This is a genomic window from Sulfurimonas sp. NWX79 (assembly GCF_039667035.1).
GTDB classification, from domain to species: domain Bacteria; phylum Campylobacterota; class Campylobacteria; order Campylobacterales; family Sulfurimonadaceae; genus Sulfurimonas; species Sulfurimonas indica.
In genome coordinates this window covers 1-22,412 of record NZ_JALCZL010000030.1, presented here as the reverse complement: position 1 = coordinate 22,412, position 22,412 = coordinate 1, and the positions used below count along the sequence as shown (strand labels likewise).

Sequence of the window (22,412 nt, the reverse complement as noted above, 5' to 3'; positions counted from 1 at the left end):
CTGCACCGCAACAACAGCAGCAGTCGTCATACGCATCACCAGCACAGGAGCAAAGCCGTCAAATGCCAAGCCCAGCTGATGTACCTGTGATTGACATTGATGAAGATGAAATTCCATTTTAGAAAAAAATAGATACAAAAGGTAATAACATGTCAGAAAAAAGAAAATACAAAAAAAGATACTGTAAATATTGTGAAGCTAAAGTTGACTTCATGGATTATAAAGATGTAGCAAACCTACGTTTTTCACTTTCAGAGAGATATAAAATCATGCCACGTCGTTTAACAGGTAACTGTAAACGTCACCAAGACATGATCTCTACTGTAATCAAACGTGCTCGTGCAGCAGCGTTCGTACCATACGTTGTAACTCGTAAAAAAGTTGTAACAGCACCTTTTGAAAACCTAAAATAAGGTTTTCTTCGGTGCCTTGGCACCACTTATAAATTAGGAATATTTATTGCTTTAAATGTTTTAAAAAAGCAATAATATGAAACTACTCCTACTCTTTTTCACCCTTTTTACACTCTCTTTTGCAAAGACAACAACAGACTTCTCTGTAATCGTTCACAAACCATTTAACGCAGCACTTTTTGATATAACCGAAGATCATGACAGAACAATCACTGCCGTCGGATTTTCCAATGAGTTTAAACAAAATGCCAATCCATCTAAAGCATACACGAATGCATTTGACTATCTAGCAAGTGTCTCAAACAAATATGGCGCACAAATGAGTCTTGTCAAGGTTGACAATCAGGCAAAGATAATCTTACAAAAAGCGGCAAAACTAAGCCGTTTCAACAAAGCAGTAGCAGTTGTAAAAACACCTACAAATGGTTACTTTATCGGTGGATATACAATGGATGGCTCCCTTTTAGTCGCCAAACTTGATGCAAATGCCAACATCCTCTATAGTAAAATCTTTGGTACCAAAAACTATGACAGAATGAGTAGTCTTATCCTTTTAAGTGACGGCGGTGTACTTGCCGTTGGCTCTTCCTTTACCTCACGTGCAACAACGGACAATATGTTTCAAACCGGTCTTGGCAATAATGATATCTTCATTACACGATTTTCAAAAGATGGTCATATACTTTGGAGTAAAAAGTATGGTACTCGTTTTGATGACAACGGTATAGATGCTGTTGAAGCACAGGATGGCTCTTTACTAGTAGTAAGTACGATGGCATCGCAAAGACAAAGAGAAGTGACTTTTATGCGTCTGACAGAGAATGGAAATAGAATCTGGCTCAACCAGTTTATCAAAAACTCTCATAATGAAAATCTGGTTATTCCCAAAAAAATCATTCGTCTACGTGATAACTCTTTTGTCGTTACTCTTATTCAGTACAATCAAGTCCAAAAAGAGCATATCCGACTTGTAAAGTTTGACCTTTACAATAACATCCTTGCAGATAAAGAGATAAGTACAACCTATCCTTCCGGACTCTTAGATATAAAAGAGTTCTCAAACGGTATGCTGATGGGTGTCGGTTATGTCAAAGACAAGTATAATACTGACGGTCTTGCTATGCTTTTAGACTCGGACCTCTCCATGCTCAAACAAGAGCATTATGGTGGAGATAATTTTGATATCTTTTATGCACTTGATATTCTTCACAACTCCCAAGTCGCAGTTGCGGGCATTCATACCGATGACTATTCCCAAGAGGGAAATATGTGGATATTAAAGCTCAATCATGATGCGACAATCGCACAGGTCTCTACAAAAGCCGGAAATTTTTATGATGCACTTTGCAAACTCTTTGCAAAAGAGATAAAAAACGGACAACTCACAATTCAAGAGGATTTAACCATAGAGTTTAGTGACAAAGCACTCTACTTCAAAGTCGGTGCGTATAAGCTCACGCAAGAACAAAAGAGATTTCTATCACAAATAGCGAAAAAACTTGGAAGTTTTCTATATGCAAATAAGGACCTTGTCAGTACTCTTCAAATCAATGGGCATACTTCAAGTGAATGGAAAAATGTAAACTTTGAGAATCGTTATCTTAAGAATGAAGACCTCTCTATGAAACGCTCTTTTTCAGTCCTGCGTGAGATATTTACAACACAAGATGCAAGAAAACAAAAATGGTTGAGTAAAATCCTAAGAGGAAGTGCTTACAGTTTTTCAAAAACTGTTATGCAAAATGGGATAGAAAATAAAAAAAGGTCTAGAAGAGTAACACTAAAAGTGTTACTGAATTAACCACAAGTAGGTGTCTCTCCGTCTGATGCGTATTTCCATACAAAGTCATAAAGATTTTTGATATCTTTTTCTCTCATCTTTTTGATTTTCTTCTCACCGTGTGGACAGATTTTTATCCACTCTTGTTGTAACTTTCCATCTTCTTTCAAAGATTGCCAACCGCGACGATCATGCTTGATTGCAAAAACAGCACCATTTTTCAGACCATCTTTTTTACAGATTTTGAGTTTTTTGAGATAAAATCTTTGACCTTTGGATGCATCAGCCATAGCTGCAGTTGTAAAAAGAGAGCCTGCAAAGAGAGCTGCAAGTAAAAGTGAAGTCATTTTTTTCATAATATAATTTTCCTTAGTTTTATGCTATGATATCTTACTCATATCTTGATAAATTATAGATTAATCTTATAATCAGTTATTCGATTTCAGTTGCACTTGTCTCTCTGAAATCCAGACGTGTTTTATCCTGCTTGAGTTTTTTATAAAGCTTGAACTTTGCCTTTTGTAACGCTTCATCATCATAAGAAAACTCATTTTTTAGCTCTTCATCACTCACATTTGCACAATCCATTGCAAAAAGTTTGAGCTCTTTTTTTGTCAGTTTTGACTTGAGAACAGAGTAAAGCAGTTTGTCATCTTCAATCAGATCTATACTCTCCAACTTACAAAATTCTGCTATTTTGTCTCTAAAATTATTTTCATTATGATACTGTCTCCAGACTGTATTTTCTAACACTAAATCTCCTTTAAAATGAGTGAGAGGTCTTTTTCTTTGATAATTATATTTGCCTCTTTTTCTAATATCTTTCTTGCGCAAAATGCCACACGAGTACCTGCGTGAGCAAACATTGAAAGGTCATTTGCACCATCACCACAAACAAGTGTCTCTTCTTCACGCACACCTAAAACCGACTGCAGACGTACCAACATATCACCCTTTGAGAAGTTAAACATCATATCTCCTCCCACAAGTCCTGTCAATTTTCCATCTTTTTCATGCAGTACATTTGAAAAATCTGCATCATAACCCAAGATATCTTTAGCATAAGATGTTGCCGTTCTAAATCCACCTGAAAAACAGACTACCTTGATACCACGACTTTTCAACTCTGCTATCGTCTCACGTGCACCTGACATATATGGTAGATTATGAGATATCTTTTTAACAACTTTAAAATCAAGCCCTTTGAGCAGTCCTACTCTTTGCTGCAAAGATTCAAAAAAATCAAGTCTCCCGCTCATCGCCTCTTCTGTAATACGGGCTACCTCATCACCTATTCCCAATTCCTCAGCAAAAAAGTCTATGGTCTCACCATCCATCAGTGTAGAATCAAAGTCAAATACTGCAAGTTTTAGCATTAAATACCTTCTTATTTGTTATAATTGCGAAATTATAGCGAAATAGGACTTTTTTTGTTTGATGCACTCATAAATAAATTAAAAAACGATACTTATATTACACTTGAAACGACACCCGGCCATTCCGCAAAGTTTACACCGGTTATTGACAAGATAGAAGCACTTGGTTTGCATGAGATGGTCGATGGTTTCTCAACAACGGACAATCCGCTTGCAAAACTGAAATTCAATGCTCTTTTTGGTGCGAGACTGCTGCAAGAGCGCTTTAACAAACCAGTAATTGCGACAATGAGCATGCGAGATAGAAACAAAATAGCACTACAATCAGACCTGCTTGGTGCAAACGAGTTCGATGTACGGGCAATCCTTGCACTCACAGGAGACCCGGCAAACATCTCAGACCAACCCAATGCAAAAGGTGTTTTTGAAGCAGACTCTACACTTTTGTTAGACATTATCTCCGCATTTAACGCAGGTATGGACTATGCAGCAAAACCTTTTAATGAGAGACCAAAGCATATCTACCCTTTTGCAGTTGTAAACTCCTATGCAAAAAACCAAAAAACATTGCAAAAAAAGATGCAAAAGAAGATAAAACACGGTGCCATAGGCATCATCACACAACCGGTCTATGACATTGAAAATGCAAAACAACTTTTAGAGTTAAAAGAGCAGGCAAACAAAGAGTGTTGCTCTGAAAATAAAAGTGCAGAGTTGATTTTAGGTGTGTTTCCTATTACAAAACTCCGTACGGCACAGTTCTTATCATCGCATGTGCCGGGAATAAATGTCCCACCATGCTGGCTTGACAAGTTGCGTGAGGCTCACGCAAAAGGGGTTGAAGAGGAGTACAAAGTAGGTTTTGAGCTCAGTAAAAAGCTCTTTGATGATCTAAAAGCTCTCCATCCAAAAATTCACCTAATGACAGCAAACCAATTTAGTATTGCCAAAGAGATATTAGTTTAAACACAAGAGGAAAAGTATGATAGATTTAAAACAACTACAAAAAGATTTTGACGGTATTAGCGTAAAGTTAAAGCGTAAAGGCGTTGATGAAAAACTCTTAGAAAAAGTAAAAATCAAGTTTGAGGAGCTCAAAGAGGCAAAAGCGGCTTATGAAACACTGCAAGCTGCACAAAATGCTATGAGCAAAGAGTTTGGTATCTACAAACGCGAAGGTAAAGACATCTCAGAACTTAAAGCAAAAGTGGATGAAAACAAAATCCGTATTGCAGATGCGTTAGAGATTCAACGTTTACGCCAAGAAGAATTAGAAACACTTACAATGGCAATTCCAAATATTCCAGATGATGATGTACCAGACGGCGAGGACGAAGAGGATAATATCGAGATTAAAAAAGTGCTCACTCCTCCTAAGTTTACCTTTACACCAAAAGAGCACTGGGAACTTGCAGAACAAAACGGTTGGATAGATTTTGAACGTGGTGTAAAACTTGCGACTTCAAGATTCTCTGTTGCCTTTGGTATGGGTGCACGATTAGAGCGTGCACTGATTAACTTCATGCTTGACTTTAACCGTGAACGTGGATTTGACGAGGTAAGTGTTCCTGCACTTGTAAATAGACGTGCCCTAGAAGGAACAGGACAACTTCCAAAGTTTGAAGATGACTTATACAAAATAGAATCTCAAGAGATGTTTTTAATCCCAACTGCCGAAGTTCCCGTTACAAACCTCTACCAAGATGAAATCTTGACAGAAAATGAACTTCCACATAAGATGACAGCCTATACTTCATGCTTTAGAAAAGAGGCAGGTGCAGCAGGTCGTGATACTCGCGGTATGATTCGCCAGCACCAGTTCCATAAAGTTGAACTTGTAAGTATCACTAAACCTGAGGAGAGTGACAGAGTCTTTGATGAGATGGTAGCATGTGCTTCGGATCTACTCACAGCTCTTGAACTTCCTCACCGTTTAGTTACTTTATGTACAGGTGATCTAGGCTTCTCAGCTGCAAAAACAGTTGACTTGGAAGTATGGCTCCCAGGACAAAACAGATACCGTGAAATCTCTTCTGTAAGTAATACAAGAGACTTCCAAGCACGTCGTGCAAAAATCCGCTACAAGGATGGCAAAAAAAACACGCTTGTTCATACACTTAACGGTTCAAGCCTGGCAGTTGGTCGTACGATGGTCGCTATTATGGAGAATTTTCAAAATGAAGATGGAACGATTAGTATTCCTAAAGCTCTGCATCCATATCTAGGTATACAATAACATAAATGGTACAAAACACTCAAATATGAAAGGGAGGATATATTAAACTCCCTCTTTCTCTTTGGCAAAAGCTCTGAGGTAGTCAGCTGCCATCTCCGGTGTAAGCAGTTCTATCATCACTCTGTTTTCAAGCCAAAGCTCTATAACATTAAAATGTCCTCGTGGTAATTCAACAGCTCTCCAACCCAAAGATCTAGCAAGTTGAAAAATACTCTTCTTATCTAATGCAACAGAGATAGCGGCATGTGTCGCACTGTATCCAGAAGCTTCCTCATTTGAGACAAATTGTGCTGCTTGTTCATTCTCACCAGGTAGCATCTCTGTTTTTAGCGGATAGAGTTCAATCGCACTCCCATATGCATCATCAAACCATACCATGTAGGAGTTCTCTCGTGGTCTAAATTTTGTTACATGCCCTTGAAAAATCTCATTAAGAACTCCAGCGACCTCTTTTGTATTTGCAACTGCTATAGAATAGTGATGTATCATAATATCTCCTTTTATTCTCTTTTACCACTGTATCGCATCACAAAAATGAGCAGTGAAAGCGATGCTATCATAATACCAACCCCTATGATGAGATAGAGTGCATAGACCATCTCTGCATAATCATTTAACGCTATTTTAAAAACAACCATAAGAGACTCTATAGAAAGGGCAATTATTATGGAAGTTAAAAAACGTGCCAATAATCTGTTTTCCAAATTATTGGCACGACTCAAACTTTTATAAAATACTTCATGTTCTAAAATCGTTTTTGACAAATCAAAAATTGCCAAAGCTAAAGTAAGTGCAATAATAGAATGAAACAATCCTTCTATAATATCCCTCTCTGTATCAACTACAAGGTTAAAGGTAGTAACAACAGCATAGGCTATCAATGCCGCTGAAAAAACTGCAAGAAAAAAACCAAAGACAGTATAAAAATAACGTGTAAACTTACTGAAATATTCATGCCCTTCAATGAGTGAAAGATCTTTTAAGAGCGTGTAGAGTTCAAAGTCAAATACAACATATTCATCATCTCTTTGAACAACCGCTGTAATGTAGGGTGTTCCACTACGAGAATTTACATATACATTTGATATATAAAGATTATCATCTCGAAATTGTATACGCTCCAACAGGTGCGCTTTTTCCGTTCCCAGATAACTACTGTCACTATTTCCTTGCGTATACAACGGTGTAATCTGTTTGAGATTTTTATTTATTTTATACGTGGCTTTTAGTGCAGGATAAAGAGTAAAGAGTGACTTTTCTACAAGTGTAGAATACTCCGAACAATCAATACTCTCGACAATGGATGTAAGCGAGTTTTCAATAACGCTATAATGCTTTTTATATATGGCAATAATTTCTTTCATAGTAACCTCAATTCATCTGTCTTTATGACATCTCAAATAAGGCTATAGTAATACTCTATCACTTTTTATAATAAAACAAACACATCTATCAAAATTAATACATTTCTTTAATATTGCAATCCATACAGCTACTAGAAAATAATTAAATTAGATATAATTAATGGTACTTTTATTGCTTGAAAGCAGTACACAATAAATAGCTAAGGGACTCTATGGCCGATACTCCAGAAGAGATAATAATTATAGAAGATAGTGATGCTGCTTTATATGACAGTGATACAGAGCAATCTCTATCTTTCGCAGAGGAAGAAGAGGCAAAACGCAAAAAAATTATTCTCTTTGGCGGTATTGCCCTTATCATTGTCCTTATAATTGCTATTACCATTGTTCTTTTGGTCCTTAAAGCATCCAAACAAGAGCAATCTCACATCAATATAAACTTTCTAGACCAAAAAATCCAAGAAAGTAAGCAAAAACCTCGTATAGAACCAAGCAAGCTTGAAAATATGATAGCCAATGCAAACTATCTCTATGCAAGCGGTTCAAAAGAAAAAGCACTTGCTCTCTATGAGCAGATCGCTTCTTACAGTGAAGCCATATCCTTATACAATCTTGGTGTTGCAGAGCTAAAGGATGCACAGTATAAAAAAGCTCTTCAGACTTTTCAAAAAGCCATTGCAAATGATGAAAAACGATGTGTAAGTGCTATAAATGCTGCAGTATGTTCACTATACCTTAAAGATAAAGAGAGTTTTAAATACTACATAGATTTAGCTTATGCCTATCTTCCTTATGAAATTGATTCACCACTCTATTCCTATTATTACACTTTGATTAGCTACTATAACAAAAACTATCTTGCAGCACTCAATTCTCTCAAAAACGCGACATCCAATGAATATGCAACGGTACAAAATCACCTCAGTGCAAAAATCAATGCTCTGTATAAGAACAACTACGATGCTTTGGATGCAATGGAGAAAAGCAGGGATGAATCAGAAGACTTTTCAAAAGCACTCCTTTATGCAAGAATCGGTGATTATTCCCTTGCTGCAACACATCTTGAAATGACGATATCCAAGGAGAAACAACCAATTCGTGCCCCTTTGGCTCTTGGACTTATTGATCTAAAAGCAGGTCATATTGCAAAAGCAGCAAAAGAGATAAAAGCAGTAACTGAAAAATATCCTCAAGAGGTCTATAAATATTATCCTATCAGAGTAAAACTCAAAGAGTCTCTTTTTAATCCTCAAGAGGCACAACAAGAGTATAGAAAAAAAATTCTAAACTCAAAAAACATTATGTATCAAAAAATCTTTTACTTCTCACCCTATAAAGTTTTTAATGCCAACCAGACTATCAGCTATATAAGAAAAGGCAATGCCAATATCTACATTGACAATGTCAATAGTGCAAAAGAGTATCTTCAAAAAAGTTCTTCGACCTCATCAGTAAACCTTGGAATAGTACAAGCTATCAAAGAAGCTCTCTCTTTTAAAATCAGAAAAGCAAATGAAGATCTACGAAAACTCGTTAAAATTCAACCAAAACACTCAATCCTTCAATATGACCTTGCCCTGACCTATGCACAAATGGGGAATCTCCAAAAAGCACATGAGCATTTTTTACGCTCATACTACCTTGATGCAAAAAACTACCTCTCGGGTATTTACGCTGTTATGACAGCCCAACTCATTAACAAAGACTACTATAAGTTAAAATCACTCATCAAAGACTCTATCGCACTTGAAGAGGAGAGTGAAGAGGTTGACCTCTATAAGACACTTTTATCACTCAGTGATGGAGATTATATCTCTGCTATTGAGTGGCTCGATAAAGAGTACAAACAGCGTCCTCTCTATCTTGTTTTGGATGTTCTGATAGCTACAAAGCTGTCAAAGATGAACAAAGCCAAAGATTCTGTTACGAAGCTGCTAATGATACAACCAAATGATATTCTGCCAAATATCATCTATATGGATACTCATTTTAGTAAGCTAAAAACATCAGAGTATGCAAAAAAGACCCTACAATATCTCAAGGAACACTCTTTTACCTATGATGACCTCTATTATGGTCCCTATATTACAAGATACCTCTTTATCCAAGCCAATCTTATCAGTGGAAGACTCTACTTTTTAGCAAAACAGCTACAGGAGGTTTTAGAAACAACTAATCAAGACACTCGTGATATAGAGAGTGCTTTGGCATTGGTCTACTTTTATGATAAACAGTTTGAAAAATCTTACACACTCTATAACCATCTTATAGATGAACTTAAAGTCAGGGATGCCTATACACTTTACCTTGGAGCTGTCGCTTCAACAGCAGCCGGACATCATGCAAATGCCATAGCACTTTTAGAACTTGCCAAAATGAAAGAGAGTAATTTCTATGAGAGCAGATATGCTTTAGCACTGCTTTATATGGAAATCAATAACAATGATGGAGCGGTCATTCAGCTCTCACGCATTCAAGATGATGGATTTAAGTCTCAATATTTTGAATTTGAAATAGATACACAGAAGCTGCTCTTCTTTAAGCAGCATCCGCAAAAGAAGTAATAGACTTCTTGCTAAACTCCTATAAGTCTCAAAGAGCTAAGAAGTGGTAAGATTGTGCAAAACAAATTTTTCAGCCTAGCTATAGCTAAAGTGAAAATATTTTTTTGTGCAAGGTTGCTGCTTCTTAGCTCTCCCTATGGGCATATTATAGAGAGCTTTACTCTGCGTTAGATAACCCCAACCGTAGCTTTGGCTACGCTTGAGAACATCTGCCTTGATTAAAACTCTCTATAATATGTTGAGACATATAGGAGTTTTACAAGAAGTCTAATATTAAGAAAAATAACCTATAAGTGTTTCAGAAGCTCTTAGTTCTTGTCCAACGCTGATATTGAGACGAAAGTTTGATTTGAGATAGATTGAGGTTACGCCATTTACCATAACACCATAACGTGCACCCTGCATAAGTTCCTGCCCTTTTACAAGATCAATATCAATCGGAGCAAAACCTTGCTTTTCTCTATGGACAATATTTACACTATTATTCTCATTATCGACAAAGAGTAGTTCCGCATACTCATTTAAAAGAGAAAAAAGCTTTGAGTTCTTACCTACTCTGCTGCCTCTGACAATGTTGATAGATGCTACTTGTGCATTCATAGGTACACGCAGTACCCCTACATCAAAATAGGATGATTCTATCTCTATCTTGTATGCATATTCTGAGTCTTCTAACTCTTCTATCGCTGTTACGACACCGTCAGCAGGTGCGATAAAACTGTTCTGCTGATAAAAAGGCATCTGGCGTTCAGGATTTCTATAAACATATACAAAAATAAGCATTACTACAAAAGAAAGAAATGCAAAAAATTCCAAATCTATGATAGAGAAGAGTAAAAAAGCTGACGCAGCATACCCTATATAGCGCCAGCCACTCTTTGCAATTATAAAAAGATTATTTCTCATCTCTTTGCTCACTATCTTTAGAAGTTTTACTCATTGTCGCATCCTCTCTGAGCTCATCTTCTATACTCTCTGTATCTTGGATAACTTTTGATTCCAATCCATTTTCTTTTTCAAACTTCAAGATAATATTACGAACCTCTTCACCTGTAATATTCTCTTTTTCATAAAGGAGTGCCACCATCTCTTCTATAGCATCTCTATACTCTTCAAGACGTTCTACTACTGACTTGTAATGTTCATCGAGAGATTTTTTGATAAATTCATCCATCTCTTGAGCCATTTTATCGCTATACTCACGTGTAGCAGCCTGTGCAGGTCCACCTAAGAAAGATTGACGCGATTTTTCCAGCACCATTAGACCTGCAATATCACTCATACCATAAGTCTGTACCATTGATTTGATGATCTCAGTTGCACGTTCTAAATCATTTCCTGCACCAGTTGATATCTCACCGATGAAAACTTGTTCGGCTGCACGACCACCAAGAAGTACATCAACCTCAGCCAATAACTCATGTTTTTGCATCATAAACCTATCTTCTTCTGGCTTATTAAGCGTATATCCAAGTGCTGCAAGACCACGTGGAACAATGGAAACCTTAGAAACTTTTTTAGCACCTTCAGTAGTTTCAGCAAGAAGTGCATGTCCACTCTCATGGTATGCAACGATTTTTTTCTCTTTTGGATTAATACGGCGTGATTTTTTTGAAAGTCCTGCAAGTGCCCTCTCAACTGCTTCAAAGATATCCTGCTGCTTAACAGTCTTTTGACTTTTTCGACCCGCTAGCAGTGCTGCTTCATTAACAATATTTGCTAAATCTGCACCAGCAAGACCAGCAGTAAGACGTGCAATCTCTTCAACATCAACATCGTCATCCATTTTTACACTTTTCATATGCACTTTAAGAATTTTCACACGACCTTCAAAATCCGGTTTGTCAACAAGAACCTGTCTGTCAAAACGTCCAGGACGAAGTAGTGCAGTATCAAGTATCTCCGGTCTATTAGTTGCAGCCAAAATAATAACCGGTGTATCTGTACCAAATCCATCCATCTCTGCAAGAAGTTGATTAAGTGTCTGTTCACGTTCATCGTTACCACCCATAACACCACCAGCAGCACGACTCTTACCTATAGCATCAATCTCATCAATAAAGATGATAGAAGGTGCATCCTTTTTTGCCTGCTCAAACAAGTCCCTTACACGTGCAGCACCAACACCAACGAACATCTCTATAAAGCTAGAACCGCTTACAGAGAAAAATGGTACATCTGCTTCACCAGCTACTGCCTTTGCCAGAAGTGTCTTACCTGTACCAGGAGATCCAACAAGGAGTACTCCTTTAGGAATCTTTGCACCGATCTCAACATAACGGCCAGGGTATTTTAAGAAGTCAACAATCTCTTGGACTTCCTCTTTTGCCTCTTCAACACCTGCAACATCATCAAACTTTGTATTTGGTTTTTCAGAGCTGATAAGCTTTTTTGAGTTACCCATACCAAGAAGACCGCCACCCATGCTTTTTTGCATACGTCCGGCAAAGAACATCCATATACCGATGATAAGCAAAAATGGAAAAAGCCATCCAAACATCTCTGTAAACCAGTTCGTCTCAGAAAATCCTGTATACTCGATTCCCTCTTGATCCAACAGCTTAACAAGTTCGTTATCACCTTTAACGATTCGTGTTGTATATATTTTATTTCCATCTTTTGATATCGCACGAATAAAAGTCTGTCCAATCTCTACTTTTTTTAGACTCTTCTCTTTTACCAAAGATTTTAACTCTGAGTAACTTACAGGCTGAACTCTAGCATTTGCACTCATTGCAGAGGCAGAGCCTCCTGCACCTTCACCAACAATTACCTTAAATAGTAAAATCACAACTACTGAAAAAATTGCAAATGTGATCAGAGGATTTTGGTTGAAAAAGTTATTGTTATTGTTATTATTATTTTCTTGATTTGACATCTATCTCTCTTTATTATTTTCTTTTTAGTACTAAAGTTATCCACTCGTCCTGAGCTATTTTTTCTAAGATTTCACAATCTTTGTAATAATTTAACACTTTATCTTCATACTTATCAAGGATACCAGATAAAATAAGCACACCATTATCTTCGAGTCCATTTTTAAGCTCGTTTGCTATAAACGTCAATACATCGGCAACAATGTTTGCTACAACGATATTATATTTTTTCTTTGTAAATGAACATGAGCCTTCCCAAAGCGTATGAAACTCCAAACCATTCAATGCAGCATTAGCTTTTGTATTCTCTACTGAGATCGGATCAGTATCACAAGCATCAACAGTAGCACCGAGTTTCATTGCTCCAATACCAAGAATACCGCTTCCACAGCCAACATCTAATACTTTATCACCTGACTTTACATAGTTGGAAATTGCCAGTAAAGATGAAGCAGTTGTAGGATGGTGTCCGGTACCAAATGCAAGTGCTGGGTCAATAACAATATTTATCAGCGCATCACTTGGCTCACTCCAAGTAGGATGAATATAAAACTTACCGATTTTAAGGGGCTCAATACTTTGCTTATAGGATTCAACCCAGTCACTGTTTTTGAGCTTTTTTTGCTCACACTCAAGTTCTATTGTACTCCCCAGTGCTTTTTGCAGTGCTTCTCTAAACTGCTCCAAACCCCAAATGATAGTATCAAGTTCATCTTCGCTACGAATTATAAAACCCTCATCAGTCTCTTCAAAACCAATAGGAAGTGTATCTGCTAAAAAATCGGAAAAAAGAGAATAATGGGAAGAAACTTTGACAAGGAGTTCGAAATAATGCTCTTGCATTACTCCGCAACACCCATAACAGCAGCAAGTTTTTCTTTCAATACTTGAGGAGTAAATGGTTTTACAATATAATTGTTAACACCAGCTTTTAGTGCTGTAATAACTTCAGCTTTACCACCCTCTGTGGTTACCATAATAATAGGCAGATCCGTAAAACGCTCATCTGCACGTACTTTTTTTACAAGCTCCAAGCCGTTCATTTCCGGCATATTCCAGTCTGTAATCAACATCTCTACATCTGGATTTGCATCCAACTGTGACCAACCTTCTACTCCATCGGCACCCTCAAGTACATCCTTGTAACCAAGACGAGCCAAAGTATTTTTAATAATACGGCGCATTGTAGAGCTGTCATCAACAACAAGTAATTTCAATTGAAATCCTTTTTTATAATTTGCAAATTTATTTATCTAATAATATCGAATTTTTGTTTGTTTTACTATTAAGCGAGCAGTTTAAACATTTTAGGAAGGTCTAATGTCCCCTCATAGTAAGCTTTCCCAATGATAACACCCTCTATCTCATTTGTCTCTATGAGTGCTTTGATATCCTCTTCATCTTTTACGCCACCACTGGCAATTGTAGCCACTTTGCTCGCACGCGCAATATCAAGTGTAAAATCAACGTTCACGCCAGAGAGTGTGCCATCACGCCCAACATCTGTACAGATGATAGCTTCAACACCTGCATTTGCAAATTCACGTGCCAGATCCGTAGCTTTCATTTCACTCACTTCACCCCAACCTTCAACGGCAACATAACCATTAATAGCATCAATACCAACTGCTATTGGGTATTTTGCAGCCATATCCTTGACAAATTGCGGATCTTTAACTGCAATGGAACCTAAAATAATTCTATCTATTCCAATTTCAAGCATCTTCTTAATTGTTGCTTCATCACGAATGCCACCACCAAGTTCAAGCTTTACATTGCAGTTTTCTCTAATTTTTACAATCTGTTCAAGGTTTTTTGGTTCACCTGCAAATGCACCGTTTAAATCAACCAAGTGCACCCACTCAGCACCCATCTCTTCAAACTTTCTCACAAGCTCATACGGCTCATTTGAGTAGATCTTGGCACTCTCCATAAGCCCTTTTGTCAGGCGTACTGCTTTTCCATCTTTTAAATCAATTGCCGGATATAGTGTCATTGAAATAGTTTTCCTTTATAAATTAATAAAATTTTCTAAAATTTTGAGCCCGTTTTTATGACTTTTTTCAGGGTGTGGCTGAATTCCCATAATGTTTTCATGTGCTACCGCAGAGGTGAATTTATATCCATAATATGTCTCACCTATGATGTCATTTTCATCTGCACAGTTTACATGGTATGTATGGACAAAATAGAGGTAATGTTCATCATCAAGACCTACAAAAAGAGGATGCTCTTTTGTAAACATTCTATTCCATCCCATATGTGGTACTTTGAGTTTTTCTTCAAATTTACTGACATCAAAATGTGTTACGTTCCCTTTGATAAGTCCAAGTCCTGTGTAAAAGCCAAACTCCTCAGAGCTTTCAAAAAGAAGCTGCATTCCCAAACAGATACCAAGCATAGGTTTTCCACTTGCGGCAAACTCTTTAATCGCTTCTATCATCTGCATCTCACGCAAATGTTCCATCGCATCGCCAAATGCACCAACACCTGGCAGTACTAATTTATCGTAACTACTGAACTTCTCCGGGTTGCTCTCAACTACTGTATCTTTTCCAAGTTTGGCAAATGCATTTTGCACAGATGCCAAATTTCCCATGTTATAATCAATTATTGCTATCATTATTCATCTATTTTCAATTTTGTAAATTTTATATATACCGCTAAACTTATCAAAAGCATCGCAACACCTGCAACAATATACATCGCATATATCAGTTTGTCCGGATCAATTATCGCAAATTTAAACACAAGCATCAAAGCTTCAATCGAGAGAGCGATAATAATACTCCCTAAAAATCGGACCATCGTTTTATGCGGTCCTGAAACATTATGTTCTTTATGCCGTCCAAGTATCTCCTCTTCTATAAGTGTTTTGGAGAGGTCAAATATGGCCAGAGAAAGTGTTAAAAGAATAGTTGCCTCAAACATATCTTTGATTTTAAACTTATCAGGCGTTATCTCATAAACAAAAAAGCTCTGAATCCCTTTAAAAAAGAGCAATATTGCCACAGCAATAAGTGCAAACGCAAAAGCCCCATAAGCAAATTTGAAAAACTCACTGAAGATATGGTCCATTGTTGTTGGATGCGCAATTTTAATCGCCTCTTCAAGTGGTACATCCAAACATGCTACATACTTCAACTCTCCATTTTCATTGAAAATAGGCGCTGAAGCAGTAACTGTCAAATCTCCGGTAATGAGAGATGGATAAGGATCAGTAATCGTACAACGTTCTTCTCTTACAGCTCTGTAATAGTATGCACGGTCTGCTCTTATCTTTCCAATATCATCATCAATCTGTCCCTTTGGGGTAAAAGTGGGACTTACCTGCACACCTTTTTCATCAAGAAGATATACACCCTCACAATTTTCCAAGTCTGCTTTGATTTTCAACAGACGTGGCATAATCATCTCACGAGTGATTGATGGCAGTCTGTTTGGAATATTTTTAGAAAAGAGATAGCAAAAATAAGCTCTTGCTTTTGTTCTACCTTCGGCAAAATGCTGAATATCTAATGCAACCATAATATCTCTGCCTCCCTTTTATTTCATTTTTGGTTGTTTGAATTATATCAAAGATTGACTATAATGTCATTAATGAATCAAGATATTAAAAAAATTGCCATCGTTAGGCTCTCAGCACTTGGCGACATTGTAAACAGTGCTGTAGTTTTACAGTTTATCAGACAAAACTATCCTCACGCAACAGTAACATGGATAGTTGAGGAAGCCTTTAGTGCAGTTTTACAAAATGCAAAATATCTAGACACTGTCCATACGGTCAATCTCAAAAAATTTAAAAAAGAAAAAAGCTTTTGGCTTTTAAAAGAAGAGTATAAAAAACTAAAAGCCATAGCTCACTTTGATATTGTCATCGATATGCAGGGACTTATCAAGTCAGCCATTGTTGCTAGGATTCTTGGAAAAAATACGCATGGATTTGACAAAAACTCAACACGGGAATCCTTGGCATCATTCTTTTATAAGACAAACACTGCTATTGCTTACGAAGAAAATGTCATCTCACGCAATGCCAAAGTTGTTGCAGATGCTCTTAATATCTCAATTACACAAAATATGCTAGAAAAAAAAGAGCCTATATTCAGTATTACAACAAATTTTTCACTGCAGAAAGAGAAAAAGAACATCGCTTTTGTTATTGGTGCTTCATGGCCGTCTAAAATATACCCAAAAGAAAAGATTGCAGATATTTGCAATCACTTACAAGAAGAGTCTTACATCATCTGGGGCAATCAAAAAGAGTATGAAGATGCAAGATGGATTTGTGAACATTCAAAATATGCGAAGATGGCACCAAAGCTCACTTTGGACGAGTTGGTCTCGTTTATCTCACATATGGATCTGCTTATCGGTAATGATACAGGGCCAACACATATGGCATGGGCGCAGAATATTCCCTCAATAACCCTGCTTGGACCGACAACAAGACGAATGATAGGAGAGACCTCTAAAAATATCGGTATAAAATCACCTTCAGAAGTAAATATTTTAAAAATTGATAAAACTGACCATTCTATTAAAGATATTCAAATCTCAGAAATCATACATATAGCAAAGGAACTTCTATATAATGGGATATAAACTACTTTTACTTTTTGAAAAAATTTTAATACTGCTGCCAAGAAGCTTCCGCAAAGGTTTTTTTAGTGCTTTGGCAACTATCGGTTATATAACATCAAAAAAATATCGTAACATCGCACGCCAAAATCTCAACTATGCTTTTGATAACAGTATGAGCGAAGCAGAGATAAAAGCCATTACAAAATACAGCTTTAAAAATCTGCTTTACAACTTTTTATACCTTATGGAGATACGAAATCTCTCTAAAGAAGAGATTCGTAAAAAAATAACAATCGTTAATAAAGAAGCGATTGATAGAGTTCATGCAGAGGGGCGAGCTGTCATCTATGTAACACCACACTATTGTGCATGGGAGTTGGGAGCTGCCGGCCTTTCCATAGAGGTTGAGCCAATCGCGGCAGTCTATAAAAAACTTAAAAACAGAGTCTATGAACAGTGGCTTTTAGAAGCAAGAGCACGATTTGGCAATACAAATCTTGAAAAAACCAATGTTATCAAACCACTTATAAAACTTGTAAAAGAAGGAAAAGCCAGTGGTATTCTTATAGATACAAACATCAATAAAAAAGAGGGTGTTATGGTAGAGTTTATGGGAAAACCTTTACGTCAAACAGCAACACCTGCTTACTTGGCAAGAAAATTTAACGCTGCCATCATTCCTGCACATATTCGTACAGATGATGAAGAGAACTATACCATCATCTTAGGTGATGAGATAAAAGTCAATAAAACAGATGATCCACAAAAAGACATCTTAGAAGCAACACAAGCTCAGGCTGATTGGCTAAGCGATATTATCAGAAAAGAACCAAAATTTTGGTTCTGGCTACATCGCAGATGGAAAGGCGACAACCCAGAAATCTATAAAGATTAATCAATACCTGTTTTTGATTCACACTCTCTTGTTTGTGCTTCAAAGAGTTTTAAAATCGTTAAGAAAAATGCGGTAATTGCAGGTCCGAGTATCATGCCCCAAAATCCAAAAGTTGTAAGACCTGCGATAATCGCAAAGAAAATCACCAACTCATTCATCTTTGTATCATCTTCATTGAGCAGTTTTTTGTTTATCCATTTAATGATAAGTGGTTTTATGAAAGTATCTGCGACCATTGAGATAACAACAATGGAATAAAGAGCTATAAAGAGAGCACTTGCTGCATTTCCAAGAGCAAATTCATAGATCATAAACGGTAGCCACATCAATACACCACCAACGACCGGAATCAAAGATGTAAAACCATACATGATTCCAAACAATAGCCCGTTATAGCCCATAAAAGAGACTGCTATACCAAAAAGAGCACCCTCAAACATCGCAGTGGTAATGATAGAATAAAACACTACACTCATAACCGATGAAAGCTCACGGGCCAAAAGCGTAGACTCTTCTACTGACATCTGTAGTGTACGCTTTATAAAGGTCATAATAGTTTCACCGTTATACAAAGCAAAAAAGTAGAATACGACGACCAAGAAAGCATTTTTTAAAAATCCGGCACTAAAAGCACCTATTTTTGCAGCTATACTCAGAGCATTCGCTGTAATAGTATTTATATTAATAGTTTGAAATGAATCAGAAATATATGGCTTTAAAAAGAGTAGATATTCAGGAGGATTTTTTATAAGTCCATTGATATAATTTTCCACACGCTGCAAGGTATCTGGTTCTAAATGATTCAGCCATATAGTAAGTGAAGCCAAAAAATACCCAAGTGGTGCGAAAAAGAGCAATGCAAGTAAAAGACTTGAAAGCGAAGCTGCTAAAAATTTTGAGTGTAATTTTACTTCAAAATAGTCCTGAATAGTAGATGTAGAGACCGCCAAAAGTGCTGCAATTGTTATGACCATCAAAAATGGAGCATAAAGCAGGTACATCCAATAGAGTGATGTTGCAAAAAGTATAGCTATAAAATATTGTGGTTTCATCTAAAAAAGTGTCCCATCATTATTTACACATTTCATATTGAGAACATCATAGGTTGCCCGTGTTGCCTTGCGACCTTTAGCTGTTCTCTCCAAATATCCATTTGCGATTAAGTAAGGTTCTAGTACATCTTCCACTGTTCCCTCATCCTCACTCAGTGCTGCAGCAATTGTACTCAGTCCCATTGGACGACCATTTGAGCTTGCCAGTAGATTTAGAAGACGCAGGTCCATTTCATCAAAACCATGTGAGTTAATACCAAGCTCATCTAAAGCATATTTTGTACGTTCATGATTGATATGTTCTTCATCTGCAACCTCGGCAAAATCCCTTACACGACGAAGTAAACGCAGTGCTATACGAGGTGTTCCTCTGCTTCGTTTTGCAATTTCCAAAGCCGCATCATGAACGATCTCACGCTCCAGTTTTGCTGATGCCTGCTTGATGATTTCTGCAAGCTCTTCATGTGAATAGAAGTTCATACGAAAGCTCATACCAAATCTGTCACGCAGAGGATTTGAAAGCATACCGGCACGTGTTGTTGCACCAATGAGAGTAAATCGTGGCAAATCAATCTTTACTGTTTGTGCCGCAGGACCACTGCCGATGATAATATCAATACGATAATCCTCCATAGAGGAGTAGAGTATCTCTTCAACAGCAGGTGAGAGCCTATGAATCTCATCGATAAACAAGATATCACCCTCTTCCAAGTTCGTCAAAATTGCAGCCAAGTCCCCACTCTTTTCTATCATAGGAGCCGCTGTTACTTTAATATTTGAGTTCATCTCATTAGCAATGATAAGTGCAAGTGTAGTTTTCCCAAGTCCAGGAGGTCCATAAAAAAGGACATGGTCAAGTGCTTCATCTCTCTTTTTACTTGCTTCTATAAAGACAGAGAGATTTTTCTTAATCTGATCCTGACCGATATACTCACTCCAGGCATCAGGACGCAGTGTCTGTTCTGAACTTGCATCTTCTAATGAAAAAGTTTCAATATCTACAACTCTATCCATGGATAATTCACTCATTAATAGGTATGTTCTTTGGTAGGAAATTTTCTTGTTTGTACCTCATCAGCATACTTTGCAAGAGCATCTTTTACAAGCGATGCACTATCAAGATATTTTTTTACAAACTTTGGTGTGAACTCTTCAAAAAGTCCAAGCATATCTGAAAAAACAAGCACCTGTCCATCTACCTCATTTCCAGCTCCTATACCAATTACAGGAATGGATACAGCTTCAGCAACAGCTTTTGCTACATCTGCTTTTGTACCTTCAATGACCATACAAAATGCACCTGCATTCTCAACTGCTTTTGCATCTGCTATCAAAGAGTTTTTTTCTTCTTCACTCTTACCTTTTACCTTATAACCACCTTCACTACGTACAGACTGTGGTAAAAGACCAATATGCCCGCATACCGCTATACCATTAGATGTAAGGTATTCTATTGTCTCAGCTTTGTCAGCTCCACCTTCTATCTTTACACAGTCTGCCAAAGTCTCCTGAAAAACTCTTGTCGCATTTTCAAGCGCTTTTTCTTTTGTAGTATATGTTCCAAAAGGCATATCACAGATAACAAAACTGTTTTTGGCACCATTACAGACTGCATTTGTGTGGTATATCATCTGCTCTAAGCTTGTTGAGATAGTATCGCTTTTACCTGCAAAGCTCATATTCAGACTATCTCCTACCAAAATCATATCGGCACTCTCTTCAAAGAGCTTTGCAAAGAGTGCATCATAGGCTGTAATCATCACTAAAGGCTTTACTCCCTTAGCTTTTTTAATCGAAGATATTGTTATTTTTTTATTCATAGATGTATTTTAACCAAATATTGCTATAATTTGAACAATAATTGGAGTATTTGATGGGTATAAGAAGTGATTTAGATGCTAACTTTGATTTTGAAATTGTAGACGAGTTTCTAGACCACTACGCTATGATGGTAGAGAGCATGGAAGTTATGATAATTGATTTGCAAAAACCAAATATGTATGAACGCAGTACCAATGAGCTCTTCCGTGTCTTTCACAACATTAAATCTGCATCAGCCTATCTCAAAATTGTCCCAATGAATAAACTTGCCGCCTTTGTTGAAGATGAGCTTGAAGCTCTACGAAAACAAAAACCTCCAGTGAGTCAAGAAACTATTGACTGGCTCTTAAATATCAGCGATATGTTCGCAACATGGCAAGATGACTTTAAAATGGACAATGAACTTAGTAAAATCAAATACTCTCTACTTAAAATACCTGACTTGGAACAATAAATAGAAATGAAAAACAGTACAAAAAACTTAGTAGCCTATATCACATCAGGATATCCTGATAAAAACTTTAGCATTGACTTAGCATTAGCTCTTGGTGAAAATGGTGTAGACACACTTGAACTCGGTGTTCCATTTTCTGATCCGGTGGCAGATGGTCCTGCCATTGAAAACGCAAACCATAAGGCACTAGAGTTAGGTTTTAAATTTAAAGACCTTCTTGAAATATCTAAAGTAGTTGCACCAAAAGTTGATACATTATGGATGGGTTACTTTAACAGTTTCTACCAGCAAAATATGCAAGAGCTCATTCCTCACGCCAAGAGTCTTGGTGTCAATGGACTGATTATTCCTGATGTGCCATATGAAGAATCACTTGCCTACAAAGAGCTTTTTGATGCTCATGAGATGACAAATATCTCTTTTGTTGCCCCTACTGACTCAGAAGAGAGAATTGCAACAATAGTAAAAGATGCACAAAAGTTTATCTATATGGTAGCATACACCGGTATCACAGGTTCAGGTACAGCTGAAGACCTGCAACCATTCTTAGCATCTATCAAGAAATATACACAAACTCCTGTCTATGTCGGTTTTGGTGTCAATGAAAAAACTGCAAAAGAAAAAGTAAAAGGTGCAGACGGTGTCATCGTCGGGAGTGCTTTTATCAACATTCTTTTAGATGAACAACTCTCTAAAAGCCAAAAAATCACAAACTGTGCGAAGTTGGCAAAAAACATAAAAGAGCTGATCAACGAGTAATTTCAAAAAGCACTAAAAGTGTTTTTTGAAAGAGTGAGTCATTATCATCACTTACCATCAAAAATCTGTTTTTTCCTACTTTTGTTACTCCTTCAAAATTATCGATTTTCCATCCATTGTCAAACGAACTGCTAAAATTGGCACTAAAGGAAGTGAGTTAAAAGTTACTTTTTAAACACAAACCTTAAAAAATCAAATTAATTTTTGATAGACTCCATTTCATCTTTTTTGAAAGGAG

Annotated in this window: 24 protein-coding genes; 9 read left to right on the top strand and 15 right to left on the bottom strand. The window is 37.0% G+C overall.

Annotation, left to right across the window (positions count from 1 at the left end):
• Positions 1–149 precede the first annotated feature (149 nt).
• Both rpsR and MNY27_RS10065 read left to right on the top strand, forming a co-directional pair.
• The gene (gene rpsR, locus MNY27_RS10070) at positions 150–413 is read left to right on the top strand and encodes a 30S ribosomal protein S18 (protein WP_152183907.1); all 264 of its coding nucleotides are present in this window, start codon (positions 150–152) and stop codon (positions 411–413) included.
• Positions 414–489: 76 nt separating this feature from the next.
• Positions 490–2,214: an OmpA family protein gene (locus tag MNY27_RS10065; protein ID WP_152183906.1), complete on the top strand. Its 1,725-nt coding sequence runs from the start codon at positions 490–492 to the stop codon at positions 2,212–2,214.
• Here MNY27_RS10065 and MNY27_RS10060 read toward each other — a convergent pair.
• The 3 genes from MNY27_RS10060 to serB all read right to left on the bottom strand — a co-directional run bounded on the left by MNY27_RS10060 (position 2,211) and on the right by serB (position 3,569).
• Positions 2,211–2,549, bottom strand: a complete 339-nt coding sequence (locus MNY27_RS10060; protein ID WP_152183905.1) for a cytochrome C — start codon at positions 2,547–2,549, stop codon at positions 2,211–2,213. The genes MNY27_RS10065 and MNY27_RS10060 overlap by 4 nt on opposite strands.
• A 76-nt stretch (positions 2,550–2,625) precedes the next feature.
• Positions 2,626–2,946: a hypothetical protein gene (locus MNY27_RS10055; RefSeq protein WP_152183904.1), complete on the bottom strand. Its 321-nt coding sequence runs from the start codon at positions 2,944–2,946 to the stop codon at positions 2,626–2,628.
• Complete coding sequence (gene serB, locus MNY27_RS10050) at positions 2,946–3,569, bottom strand: phosphoserine phosphatase SerB (RefSeq protein WP_152183903.1); 624 nt, start codon at positions 3,567–3,569, stop codon at positions 2,946–2,948. Before serB ends, MNY27_RS10055 begins: the two co-directional genes overlap by 1 nt.
• A gap of 54 nt (positions 3,570–3,623) precedes the next feature.
• Between serB and MNY27_RS10045 the strand changes: the two genes are divergently transcribed.
• Together MNY27_RS10045 and serS are read left to right on the top strand one after the other, a co-directional pair.
• Positions 3,624–4,535, top strand: a complete 912-nt coding sequence (locus tag MNY27_RS10045) for a methylenetetrahydrofolate reductase (RefSeq protein ID WP_152183902.1) — start codon at positions 3,624–3,626, stop codon at positions 4,533–4,535.
• A gap of 16 nt (positions 4,536–4,551) precedes the next feature.
• Positions 4,552–5,805: a serine--tRNA ligase gene (gene serS / locus MNY27_RS10040; protein WP_152183901.1), complete on the top strand. Its 1,254-nt coding sequence runs from the start codon at positions 4,552–4,554 to the stop codon at positions 5,803–5,805.
• Between the two features lie 42 nt (positions 5,806–5,847).
• Here serS and MNY27_RS10035 read toward each other — a convergent pair whose 3' ends face one another.
• Together MNY27_RS10035 and MNY27_RS10030 are read right to left on the bottom strand one after the other, a co-directional pair.
• Entirely contained in the window at positions 5,848–6,294 is a 447-nt protein-coding gene (locus MNY27_RS10035) for a hypothetical protein (protein WP_346392267.1), read from the bottom strand.
• 11 nt (positions 6,295–6,305) lie between these two features.
• Complete coding sequence (locus MNY27_RS10030; RefSeq protein ID WP_152184872.1) at positions 6,306–7,169, bottom strand: hypothetical protein; 864 nt, start codon at positions 7,167–7,169, stop codon at positions 6,306–6,308.
• Between the two features lie 212 nt (positions 7,170–7,381).
• Here MNY27_RS10030 and MNY27_RS10025 point away from each other — a divergent pair, with 212 nt between their 5' ends.
• Entirely contained in the window at positions 7,382–9,733 is a 2,352-nt protein-coding gene (locus MNY27_RS10025) for a tetratricopeptide repeat protein (protein WP_152184873.1), read from the top strand.
• A gap of 273 nt (positions 9,734–10,006) precedes the next feature.
• On the opposite strand, the gene MNY27_RS10020 is transcribed toward MNY27_RS10025, so the two are convergent.
• The 7 genes from MNY27_RS10020 to MNY27_RS09990 form a co-directional block, all read right to left on the bottom strand.
• A complete protein-coding gene (locus tag MNY27_RS10020) occupies positions 10,007–10,639 on the bottom strand; it encodes a phosphatidylserine decarboxylase (RefSeq protein ID WP_152184874.1) in 633 nt (210 codons plus the stop codon).
• On the bottom strand, positions 10,629–12,611 hold the full coding sequence (gene ftsH, locus MNY27_RS10015; protein ID WP_152184875.1) for an ATP-dependent zinc metalloprotease FtsH: 1,983 nt from the start codon (positions 12,609–12,611) through the stop codon (positions 10,629–10,631). Before ftsH ends, MNY27_RS10020 begins: the two co-directional genes overlap by 11 nt.
• Before the next feature lie 13 nt (positions 12,612–12,624).
• Positions 12,625–13,452, bottom strand: a complete 828-nt coding sequence (locus MNY27_RS10010; protein ID WP_152184876.1) for a 50S ribosomal protein L11 methyltransferase — start codon at positions 13,450–13,452, stop codon at positions 12,625–12,627.
• Positions 13,452–13,826, bottom strand: coding sequence for a chemotaxis response regulator CheY (locus MNY27_RS10005; RefSeq protein WP_152184877.1), 375 nt, complete (start codon positions 13,824–13,826; stop codon positions 13,452–13,454). Before MNY27_RS10005 ends, MNY27_RS10010 begins: the two co-directional genes overlap by 1 nt.
• A gap of 68 nt (positions 13,827–13,894) precedes the next feature.
• On the bottom strand, positions 13,895–14,605 hold the full coding sequence (gene hisA / locus MNY27_RS10000) for a 1-(5-phosphoribosyl)-5-[(5-phosphoribosylamino)methylideneamino]imidazole-4-carboxamide isomerase (RefSeq protein ID WP_152184878.1): 711 nt from the start codon (positions 14,603–14,605) through the stop codon (positions 13,895–13,897).
• Positions 14,606–14,620: 15 nt separating this feature from the next.
• Complete coding sequence (gene hisH / locus MNY27_RS09995) at positions 14,621–15,232, bottom strand: imidazole glycerol phosphate synthase subunit HisH (RefSeq protein WP_152184879.1); 612 nt, start codon at positions 15,230–15,232, stop codon at positions 14,621–14,623.
• Positions 15,232–16,137, bottom strand: coding sequence for a PDC sensor domain-containing protein (locus tag MNY27_RS09990; protein ID WP_152184880.1), 906 nt, complete (start codon positions 16,135–16,137; stop codon positions 15,232–15,234). Before MNY27_RS09990 ends, hisH begins: the two co-directional genes overlap by 1 nt.
• A 72-nt stretch (positions 16,138–16,209) precedes the next feature.
• Between MNY27_RS09990 and waaC the strand changes: the two genes are divergently transcribed.
• Together waaC and MNY27_RS09980 are read left to right on the top strand one after the other, a co-directional pair.
• Positions 16,210–17,214, top strand: coding sequence for a lipopolysaccharide heptosyltransferase I (waaC, locus tag MNY27_RS09985; RefSeq protein WP_152184881.1), 1,005 nt, complete (start codon positions 16,210–16,212; stop codon positions 17,212–17,214).
• Positions 17,204–18,088, top strand: coding sequence for a lipid A biosynthesis lauroyl acyltransferase (locus tag MNY27_RS09980; RefSeq protein ID WP_152184882.1), 885 nt, complete (start codon positions 17,204–17,206; stop codon positions 18,086–18,088). The genes waaC and MNY27_RS09980 overlap by 11 nt, the downstream gene beginning before the upstream one ends.
• Here MNY27_RS09980 and MNY27_RS09975 read toward each other — a convergent pair.
• The 3 genes from MNY27_RS09975 to panB are packed head-to-tail and all read right to left on the bottom strand — an operon-like array spanning position 18,085 to position 20,960.
• Complete coding sequence (locus MNY27_RS09975) at positions 18,085–19,140, bottom strand: AI-2E family transporter (RefSeq protein WP_152184883.1); 1,056 nt, start codon at positions 19,138–19,140, stop codon at positions 18,085–18,087. The genes MNY27_RS09980 and MNY27_RS09975 overlap by 4 nt on opposite strands.
• A complete protein-coding gene (gene ruvB / locus MNY27_RS09970; RefSeq protein WP_152184888.1) occupies positions 19,141–20,154 on the bottom strand; it encodes a Holliday junction branch migration DNA helicase RuvB in 1,014 nt (337 codons plus the stop codon).
• Between the two features lie 14 nt (positions 20,155–20,168).
• Complete coding sequence (gene panB, locus MNY27_RS09965) at positions 20,169–20,960, bottom strand: 3-methyl-2-oxobutanoate hydroxymethyltransferase (RefSeq protein WP_152184884.1); 792 nt, start codon at positions 20,958–20,960, stop codon at positions 20,169–20,171.
• Between the two features lie 53 nt (positions 20,961–21,013).
• Between panB and MNY27_RS09960 the strand changes: the two genes are divergently transcribed.
• Both MNY27_RS09960 and trpA read left to right on the top strand, forming a co-directional pair.
• A complete protein-coding gene (locus MNY27_RS09960; protein ID WP_152184885.1) occupies positions 21,014–21,415 on the top strand; it encodes an Hpt domain-containing protein in 402 nt (133 codons plus the stop codon).
• A gap of 6 nt (positions 21,416–21,421) precedes the next feature.
• Positions 21,422–22,174 carry a tryptophan synthase subunit alpha gene (gene trpA / locus MNY27_RS09955; RefSeq protein WP_152184886.1) on the top strand — a complete coding sequence of 251 codons (753 nt, stop codon included), beginning with the start codon at positions 21,422–21,424 and terminating at the stop codon, positions 22,172–22,174.
• Positions 22,175–22,412 lie beyond the last annotated feature (238 nt).

Coding starts and splice junctions, on each gene's coding strand:
- rpsR (WP_152183907.1), top strand. CDS start 150: ATGTCAGAAAAAAGAAAATACAAAAAAAGATACTGTAAATATTGTGAA.
- MNY27_RS10065 (WP_152183906.1), top strand. CDS start 490: ATGAAACTACTCCTACTCTTTTTCACCCTTTTTACACTCTCTTTTGCA.
- MNY27_RS10060 (WP_152183905.1), bottom strand. CDS start 2,549: ATGAAAAAAATGACTTCACTTTTACTTGCAGCTCTCTTTGCAGGCTCT.
- serB (WP_152183903.1), bottom strand. CDS start 3,569: ATGCTAAAACTTGCAGTATTTGACTTTGATTCTACACTGATGGATGGT.
- serS (WP_152183901.1), top strand. CDS start 4,552: ATGATAGATTTAAAACAACTACAAAAAGATTTTGACGGTATTAGCGTA.
- MNY27_RS10035 (WP_346392267.1), bottom strand. CDS start 6,294: ATGATACATCACTATTCTATAGCAGTTGCAAATACAAAAGAGGTCGCT.
- MNY27_RS10030 (WP_152184872.1), bottom strand. CDS start 7,169: ATGAAAGAAATTATTGCCATATATAAAAAGCATTATAGCGTTATTGAA.
- MNY27_RS10025 (WP_152184873.1), top strand. CDS start 7,382: ATGGCCGATACTCCAGAAGAGATAATAATTATAGAAGATAGTGATGCT.
- MNY27_RS10020 (WP_152184874.1), bottom strand. CDS start 10,639: ATGAGAAATAATCTTTTTATAATTGCAAAGAGTGGCTGGCGCTATATA.
- ftsH (WP_152184875.1), bottom strand. CDS start 12,611: ATGTCAAATCAAGAAAATAATAATAACAATAACAATAACTTTTTCAAC.
- MNY27_RS10010 (WP_152184876.1), bottom strand. CDS start 13,452: ATGCAAGAGCATTATTTCGAACTCCTTGTCAAAGTTTCTTCCCATTAT.
- hisA (WP_152184878.1), bottom strand. CDS start 14,605: ATGACACTATATCCGGCAATTGATTTAAAAGATGGAAAAGCAGTACGC.
- hisH (WP_152184879.1), bottom strand. CDS start 15,232: ATGATAGCAATAATTGATTATAACATGGGAAATTTGGCATCTGTGCAA.
- MNY27_RS09990 (WP_152184880.1), bottom strand. CDS start 16,137: ATGGTTGCATTAGATATTCAGCATTTTGCCGAAGGTAGAACAAAAGCA.
- waaC (WP_152184881.1), top strand. CDS start 16,210: ATGAATCAAGATATTAAAAAAATTGCCATCGTTAGGCTCTCAGCACTT.
- MNY27_RS09980 (WP_152184882.1), top strand. CDS start 17,204: ATGGGATATAAACTACTTTTACTTTTTGAAAAAATTTTAATACTGCTG.
- MNY27_RS09975 (WP_152184883.1), bottom strand. CDS start 19,140: ATGAAACCACAATATTTTATAGCTATACTTTTTGCAACATCACTCTAT.
- ruvB (WP_152184888.1), bottom strand. CDS start 20,154: ATGGATAGAGTTGTAGATATTGAAACTTTTTCATTAGAAGATGCAAGT.
- panB (WP_152184884.1), bottom strand. CDS start 20,960: ATGAATAAAAAAATAACAATATCTTCGATTAAAAAAGCTAAGGGAGTA.
- MNY27_RS09960 (WP_152184885.1), top strand. CDS start 21,014: ATGGGTATAAGAAGTGATTTAGATGCTAACTTTGATTTTGAAATTGTA.
- trpA (WP_152184886.1), top strand. CDS start 21,422: ATGAAAAACAGTACAAAAAACTTAGTAGCCTATATCACATCAGGATAT.